This is a genomic window from Mycobacterium sp. (assembly GCF_035499775.1).
In the GTDB taxonomy this organism is placed as follows: Bacteria; Actinomycetota; Actinomycetes; order Mycobacteriales; family Mycobacteriaceae; genus Mycobacterium.
The window spans coordinates 23,280-31,402 of the sequence record NZ_DATJYB010000505.1 but is presented as its reverse complement, the minus strand read 5'-3'; the positions used below and the strand labels follow the sequence as shown (position 1 = coordinate 31,402).

Here is an 8,123-nt window from a genome sequence, read left to right as displayed (position 1 = left end):
CGTTGGAAAACCCGTGCGCGCCGAATTCGGCTTCCGCGGCTTCCACCACCGCCGCGCGACGGGCCGGATCTACCCGTGCCCATGTCACCGTCGGCATTCGGCGCCTCCTCGCAGTGGATGACCACTGGTCATTCTACTGTGAGCCACGTCATAGTCAATGGAGTTCTGACACCGATCCCGGCTCGCCGAGCGTCACGCTGGCGTGGCGCTCGACGCTCAAGCAGGAGGCCGCGACGGCGCTGGGCCGCAAGGATTTACGGACGCATCGCGTAAGCCCCGTTGAGGGGCATCACGTTTTCCTTCCAGACCTGCTCGTAGCGGCCGGGGTCGTTGACCGGGCGGCGGATCATCCGCATCGCGAACCGGGCCTGCTCGTCCGTCGTCGCCGACTTGTCGTGCAGCTCAACGGCATACGTGTTGAAGTCGCGCACCAGCACCGCGAAGATCTCGTCGATCAGCGGCTCGCACGACCCGGTCAGCCCAGATAGCGCAGCCTCTTCCAGGATCAGCTGCGCGTAGGGCACCAGCGCGAAGAGCTGCCCAACGCCGAACGCGAAGTCAATGTCCTTCTGCTGCGCCGCATCCGGTGTCGCAGAAGCCAGCATCTCGGCGAGTACGTCGATCTGCTCGCGCAGCAGCGCGACGTTAGGCAGATGCGCGTAGCTGTCGAACGGCGCGCGCCAATTGTGGAAGCGCACCTTACCCAGCCCTCCGGTGGGCCCCTGGGCGAACAGGAACGAATCGTCGGCCGCGTCGTCGCGGCGACCGATCAGGGGCAGCGCGGCGTCGGGGGCGAACAGGTAATTCGGCATGAACTTGCCCAGCAGCCCGATGTTGATGTGGACCGTTCCTTCCAACCGGGGCAGCAGGCCGATCTCGCGGGCCACGGTCTCGAAGAAGGTGTCCTTCTCCACGCCCTTGGCGGCGATGACATCCCACAGCGCGGTGATGACCCGCTCGCCCTCGCTGGTGACCTTCGCCTTGGTCAGCGGGCTGTACAGCAGGTAGCGACGGTCCTCGGCCGACGCGCTGCGCATGTAGTCCGACGCGCGGGTACACACCAGTCGCATGGCGACCAGCCGCACGTAGGCGTCGGTGAGCAGCCGCCGCACGTGGCTGAAGTCGGTGACGACAGTGCCGTACAGGTAGCGGTTGGCCGCGTGGGTGACCGCCTCGTACATGGCGTGGGTACACATGCCGACCGCACCCCAACCCAGGTTGTACTTGCAGACGTTGACGGTGTTCAGCGCGGCGTGGAACGCGCCGATGCCGCGGTGCAGCAGGTCGGCCTCGGTGACCGGGTAGTCCCGCAGCGCGTAGTTGGCCACGTAGTTCTGCGAGTTGACGACGTTCTTCTTCAGCTGGTAGCGGTCGTGGTGGGAGTCGGCGGCGAAGAAGACGTACTCGTCACTGCCGTCGATCTTGCCGAAGGTGGAGACCATCCGCGCGACGTTGGCGTTGCCGATGTAGTACTTCTCGCCGGTCGCCGTCCACCCGTGCTCGCTCGGGGTCAGGATCATGTCGGTCTTGTAGACGTCGGCGCCGTGGGTCTGCTCGGACAGGCCGAATGCGAACACCTCGCCCTGCTCCAGCTGGGCGGCGGCCTTGCGCTTGGCGTCCTCGTTGTCGCTCATCCAGATCGGGCCCAGGCCCAGCGTGGTCACCTGGAAGGGGTACCAGTAGCTCAGCCCGTAGAAGCCGATGATCTCGGCGAACTCGCTGATCCGGTAGGTGTCCCAGCGGCAGTCGGCAGCGCCGTACTCGGCCGGCGTCAGCAGCGAGGCGAAGACGCGCTCGCCGGCGATGAAGTTGAGGAAGTCGGAATACCAGACCCGCTCGTGGTCGTCGTGCTTGAGCTTCGCCTTACCACGGGACTCGAAGAAGTCGACCGTCGCGGCCATGATCTCCCCTGAACGAGCGTCTGGGTAGCGGCGCACTAGATGGTTGGGATTGAGCAGCATGACGGTGACTCCCGGGGGTTCGGATGAAGACGGGTAGACCGTACTGCAAACGACCCTGTTGGTGAACCGGTCTGGCGACTTAGCATCGGTGACGTGTCAGAACTTAATACCGCCCGCGGAACCATCGATACCGCCAACCTGGGCGTCACCCTCATGCACGAGCACGTGTTCATCATGACCACCGAGATCGCACTGAACTACCCCGAAGCCTGGGGCGACGAGGAGAAGCGGGTGGCCGACGCGATCGCCCGGCTCAACGAGCTGAAGGCCCGCGGCGTGGACACCATCGTCGACCTGACGGTGATCGGGCTGGGGCGCTATATCCCGCGGATCGCGCGGGTGGCCGCGGCTACCGAGCTGAATATCGTTGTGGCGACCGGGCTTTACACCTACAACGACATCCCGTTCCGCTTCCACTACGAGGGCCCGGGCGGGTTGTTGGACGGCCCGGAGATCATGACCGACATGTTCGTGCGCGACATCGAGCAGGGCATCGCCGACACCGGCATCAAGGCCGGGATCCTCAAGTGCGCCACCGACGAGCCCGGCGTCACGCCCGGTGTCGAGCGGGTGCTGCGCGCCGTCGCCCAAGCCCACAAGCGCACCGGGGTGCCGATCTCCACGCACACCCATGCCGGGCTGCGGCGCGGGCTCGAGCAGCAGCGCATCTTCGAGGAAGAAGGTGTGGACCTGAGCCGGGTGATCATCGGCCACTCCGGCGACAGCACCGATGTCGGCTACCTCGAGGAGCTCATCTCCGCCGGTTCCTACCTGGGGATGGACCGGTTCGGCATCGATGTGATCTCGCCGTTCGAGGACCGGGTGAACATCGTGGCGACGATGTGCGAGCGCGGGCACGCCGACAAGATGGTGCTCTCGCACGACGCCAACTGTTACTTCGACGCGCTGCCCGAGGCGCTGGTGCCGCAGATGGCGCCGAACTGGCACTACCTGCACATCCACAACGACGTGATCCCCGCTTTGAAGGAACGCGGCGTGACCGACGAGCAGCTGCACACCATGCTCGTCGACAACCCGCGGCACATCTTCGAGCGACAAGGCGCCTACCAGTGACGCAGGGTGAGCAGGTGCCGCCGATCGGCACCCAGATTTCGGCGCTGGCGCAGCTCGCTCCCGACGAGCCGGCGGTCACCTGCGACGGGCGCACCATGACCCGCGGCGAACTCGACCGCTCGACGAACCGGTTGGCGCGCGCCTACGCCGAGCGCGGCGTGGGCGTCGGCGACTACGTGACGATCGCGCTGCCCAACTCCGTCGAGTGCGTGCAGGCCCTGGTGGCGTGCTGGAAGCTGGGCGCAGTACCCCAGCCGCTGTCCGCGCGGCTGCCGGACGTCGAGTTCGCGGGCATCCTGGAACTGCGGCCACGCGCGCTGCTCGTGGGACGGACGTACCACGGAATACCCAGTGTTCCTACAGGTTTCGTCCCCGACCAGGCGTTGTCTGATGACCCGTTGCCGGAAGCGGTGTCGCCGTGCTGGAGGTCGATCGGCTCGGGCGGCAGTACCGGCCGGCCGAAGCTGATCGAGGCGGGCGGCGACAGCCGGCTCGGGCCGGAACTGGGGTACGCCGTGGGTTACCAGGAAGGCGATACCGGGCTGGTGCCGGTGCCGCTGACCCACACCACCGGCTTCACCTCCGCGGCGACCACGTTGATCATCGGCAACCACCTGGTGCTGATGAGCCGGTTCGACCCGTACGAGTTCCTGCGGCTGATCACCGAGCATCGCCCGCAGCTCGTCACCTCGGTGCCGACGATGATGCAGCGGGCGCTGCCGGTTTACCGCGCCGACCCGTCATCTTATGACCTGTCTTCGATCCGGCGGTTCTGGCATCTCGGCGCGCCTTGCCCGCCGGCCATCAAGCAGGCCTGGATCGACCTGCTGGGCCCGGAAAAGGTCTGGGAGCTGTACGGCGGCACCGAATTTCAGGCGATGACCTTCATCTCCGGCGACCAATGGCTGACGCATCCCGGATCGGTCGGTGTGGTGGTCATGGGCGAGATGAAGGTGCTCGACGACGACGGCAACCCGTGCGCGCCCGGTGTGGTGGGCGAGATCTACATGCGGCCCAACCCGGGCACCATGCCGTCGTACCGCTACATCGGCACGACGGCGAAGTCCCGCGACGGCTGGGACTCATTGGGCGACCTCGGCCATTTCGACGAGGACGGGTTTTTGTACCTGTCCGATCGCCGGGTGGACATGTTCACCGTCGGCGGCCGCAACGTCTACCCCGCCGAAATCGAGGGTGTCCTGTCGGCACACCCGGAAGTGTTGTCCTGCTTGGTCGTTGGTGTTCCCGACGATGACCTGGGCCAGGTGCCCTACGCGCTCGTGCAGGCATCCCCGGATTCGGCACTGGACACCGCGGGGGTGCAGGAGTTTGTGGGTGAACGCGTCGCGGGCTACAAGGTGCCGCGCACGGTTGAGTTCGTCGACGCCCCGCTGCGTGACGACGCCGGCAAAGCCCGGCGGTCCGCGGTGCGCGACGAGATCATCGCACGCTTGCGGCTTGCATAAAATTCGTTGACGACAGCGGTCGGTCGTGTCACCGTTACGCCAAGGGAGGGTGTTGGATTAGCACCATGCCGCCGATTAACGACTTCGAGTACGCGGGCCTCACCGACGTCGGCCGGCAACGAAACAGCAACCAGGACCGCTGGGGTGTCGACGCCACGCAGAGTCTGTTCATCGTTGCCGACGGTGTCGCCACCAGCAATCACGGCGACCGGGCCGCCGAGAGGGTGGTCAACCTGCTGCCGACGTACCTGCAACGCCACCTCGACACCGTCAGCCTGGAGGACGCGGCCGCTCCCGAGCGGCTGGGCAGCGCAATCGCCGAGCTCTCGAAGGACCTGCGCGACGACGGCGCCAACGATCCCGAGCTGGCCGGGGGTAGCACCACCGTGGTCGCCGTGGCCATCGCGGGTCCGCGGGCCTTGATCGCCCATCTGGGTGACAGCCGCGGCTACCTCTACCGCGACGAGGTGCTGCACCGCCTGACTCGCGATCACAGCCTGATCCAGGCTCTGATCGACGCGGGCGAAGTCGAACCGCAGGACGCCCGCGACCATCCGTCCCGCAGCGTGATCACCCGGCATGTGGGCATGGTCCCGCCGGCCCATCCCGACGTTTCCTCAGTCGAGCTGCGGCCCGCCGACCGGCTCCTGCTGTGCAGCGACGGTCTGCACGGCGCCGTCGGCGACGGGTCGCTGGCGCAGATCCTTGGCGCCCGGGGCACCGCCGGGGAGGCCTGCGCGGCGCTGATCGAGGCAGCCAACACCGCCGGCGGTCCGGACAACATCACCGCCATCGTCATCGACATCCCGGCTAAGTAGCTACTTCGACCTGGCTAGTGGGCGCGACGTGAGTTGGCAGCGTCGAGGCAGCATTGTTTGTAGTCGCTTCGATTCGTTTCGACAGCATCTGCATCCGCATCGGGGTTGACCTCATCTATGGACGAGGTCCCACACACACACCCGGTCCGCTGAACCCAGTTCGAGGTCGTTTAACTTCATCCCGTGCAGGTAGCCGCGTTGGTAGGCCGCACTCTTCGCCCCAGGTGCGGGGGATGAGGAAGATCCGCACGCGGTTATCGGAGTCGCTAGGGCAAACAGCAACCCGGCGACGGCGAGCGTGATTCGCCGCTGGACAGTTCGTCTGCGCGCAACCGGATCCATATTTCGCTAGCCGCTGGATTCCTCGAAAGGCGCAGGCTCACAGCCGCTTCCGAGAGATCCGGAGCGGTGGTCAAGCCCGGGCCCGATGTGTTCAGCCTTCAGGTGAGAGCAGCGCGTCGCCGATGCTGCACCGGAGCCTGCGCCGGCGCGCAGGGTCCGATGCGAGCGATTTCCGCGGAGCGTGGTGAGCTCGACTCAGGACCGCCCAAGCTCGGTGCCCGTCACGTGGCAGGGGGTTTGCGGCGACTGTGATGCTGCGAGGTGCGGAGGAAGCGGTCGCTGGTTGTCGTTCACTGCTTGGTCGCCACGAAGGTAGTCGGGCCGCAGTGACCAGCTGGATGTTGACTCACGCCGTCGCGGATCACGGTGCGGCCGCTGTCGGCGGCGAAGACACCCGTTATTCGGCCTGCAGAGCCGCTAAGGGTGAACGATCCGTCGGCGTTCAGGGGGCCCGTCCAACTCAGCGCACCAGCAACCATGGTCAGAGTGTTGCCTTGATGGGTGAAGGAGGCGCTGAAGTCAGGGGGTACTGCGCAGGGGGCTGTGGCGGTCAGGGGGTGCACCAGGTAGGTGCCATCGATATCCAGTTGGGGCGCTTGGGTACTCGTGGGCATGGTCGGTGCGCCCTCGGGAGGCGCCACGGGTCCGGTGTGAGGAGTGTCGCTGGCGCCGGTGGTCCCGGCGGGCCGGTTGAAGGCCTTGCCGGTGATCACGTCGACGAGGACGAAGGTGGTGATGGCCGCCTTGCTGGGTTGGACTGCGGCCAGGGCGTCGGGGTTGTAGCCGGCCCAGGGTGTGCCGACGGGTTTTGGTTCGCCGGTCAACGCGGAAGGCGCGGTCAGCGGGTTGCCACAGTAGCAGCGGGCGCGGGGTACGCCGTGGGTGTCGACGAACACCCCGGTGCCGGGTTGGAAGACCGATTGCAGGGTGGTGGGGTGGGTTCCGTCAAATCCGTGGTTGGTGACCCGGGTGTCGACCCGCACAATGGTCGGGGTCAATTCGCGTAGGTAGGTGGGGATGTCGGATGCGGTGAGGGCGTGTCCACCGCTCCAGGACAGGGTGGGGTCGGTGTTGAGGGCGTCGACGAACGCGCTCGCCTGGGTGGGGTGGCTGCTCAAGAACGTGACCATCTTGTCGCGGTCGCATTCGGCATTGTTCATGGTGCCGCCGTAAAGGCCGTCACGGTCACCGGGCAGCGGCTGGGTGACCACGGGCCCGTTTCCGTGGGGCGCCAGGATGGGTGGGGGCTGGGTGTTGGTGGGCGGCGGCCCGGCTGCGGGAGGCATGAACGGGTTGGCCCCGGGGTCGGTGGCCGCGGTCAGTACCAGCTCAGTGGTCGGCTTGGGCGACAGCATGTTTCGCATCGCCAGGGCGGCCCCAGCGCCGACCACGAGCAGCACCACTGCCGCCGCGATCAGCCATTTGCGGCTCGGCCGGCCCGCCGCTGGCGGGGTATCGGTGAGTGGTCGCAGCAAGGGGTCGCTTGGTGGGGGTGGCGGCTGCGGGTGCGGCTGAGTGCTTTTGTCCCGGGACGGTTTGCTGGTGTCGGCGCCGCGCGCCGGATCGGAGGCGGCGGTGAGCGCCTGGCGGGCGGCGGTGACGAGTTCCCTGGCGCTTTGATAGCGCCGGTCAGGGTCTTTGGCCATACCGGTGGCGATCACCTCGTCAAACCCCGTGGGGATCTCGGGGTCCAAGTGGCTGGGTTTGGGGGGGTCCAAAGTCAGGTGCCCGACGAGTTGTTGCTCCACGCTGTCCCCGCCGAAAGGCTGTGCGCCGGTGAGGCATTCGTAGAGCACGCAGGCCAGTGCGTAAACATCGGAGCGGGCGTCGACGGCACCGGAATTCAAGCGTTCGGGGGACATGTAGGCAACGGTGCCCACCATGAGCCCGGTCTGCGTCAGCTTGGTGCCCCCGGCGTCATGCGCGATTCCGAAATCGATCAGATACACGAAGTCGTCGCCGGTCAGCAACGCGTTGGAGGGTTTGACGTCGCGATGCACCAGCCCGGCGGCGTGCGCAGCATCCAACGCGGCGGCGAGCTGCTCGACCACCGACACCGCCCGTCGCGGGGTCAGCGGCCCCCCACTGTCCAGCACGGTGTGCAGGTCGGTGCCGTTGATGATCGGCATCGTCAAAAACAGGCGGCCGTCGATTTCACCGGCCTCGTGAACGGGGATGACGTGCGGCTCGGTCAGCCGGCCAGCAACGAGGGCCTCGCGGCGAAACCGTTGCTCATAGCCCGGTTCGCTGGCCAACTCGGCCGGCAGCACCTTGAGCGCCACATCGCGGTCCATCACGGTGTCGTGGGCTTTGTACACCTTGCCCATCCCGCCCTCGCCAATCAGCGCGACAAGCCGGTACCGACCGAAAGCCACCTCGTCCACGGACCAGCCTTTCTGCGGTGTGCACCCTGCCTCGATGGGTGCACGAATTTTATCCGGCGTGTGAGGTCTGTATGCGTT

General features: G+C 66.7%; 5 protein-coding genes and 1 pseudogene. 3 read left to right on the top strand and 3 right to left on the bottom strand.

The window, feature by feature from the left end:
* Both VML93_RS31065 and VML93_RS31060 read right to left on the bottom strand, forming a co-directional pair.
* Positions 1 to 97, bottom strand: a pseudogene (locus VML93_RS31065) (TetR/AcrR family transcriptional regulator); the annotation flags it as partial.
* A gap of 157 nt (positions 98 to 254) precedes the next feature.
* Positions 255 to 1,961 (bottom strand): acyl-CoA dehydrogenase family protein, encoded by a 1,707-nt coding sequence (locus tag VML93_RS31060; RefSeq protein WP_325616491.1) that lies wholly within the window; start codon positions 1,959 to 1,961, stop codon positions 255 to 257.
* 93 nt (positions 1,962 to 2,054) lie between these two features.
* On the opposite strand from VML93_RS31060, the gene VML93_RS31055 reads away from it, so the two are divergent.
* The 3 genes from VML93_RS31055 (at position 2,055) to VML93_RS31045 (ending at position 5,319) form a co-directional block, all read left to right on the top strand.
* Positions 2,055 to 3,035 carry a phosphotriesterase-related protein gene (locus VML93_RS31055; protein ID WP_325616489.1) on the top strand — a complete coding sequence of 327 codons (981 nt, stop codon included), beginning with the start codon at positions 2,055 to 2,057 and terminating at the stop codon, positions 3,033 to 3,035.
* Positions 3,032 to 4,501, top strand: coding sequence for an AMP-binding protein (locus VML93_RS31050; protein ID WP_325616487.1), 1,470 nt, complete (start codon positions 3,032 to 3,034; stop codon positions 4,499 to 4,501). The genes VML93_RS31055 and VML93_RS31050 overlap by 4 nt, the downstream gene beginning before the upstream one ends.
* A 65-nt stretch (positions 4,502 to 4,566) precedes the next feature.
* Positions 4,567 to 5,319 (top strand): PP2C family protein-serine/threonine phosphatase, encoded by a 753-nt coding sequence (locus tag VML93_RS31045; protein WP_325616485.1) that lies wholly within the window; start codon positions 4,567 to 4,569, stop codon positions 5,317 to 5,319.
* A gap of 632 nt (positions 5,320 to 5,951) precedes the next feature.
* Here VML93_RS31045 and VML93_RS31040 read toward each other — a convergent pair.
* A complete protein-coding gene (locus VML93_RS31040) occupies positions 5,952 to 8,045 on the bottom strand; it encodes a DUF6777 domain-containing protein (RefSeq protein ID WP_325616483.1) in 2,094 nt (697 codons plus the stop codon).
* Positions 8,046 to 8,123 lie beyond the last annotated feature (78 nt).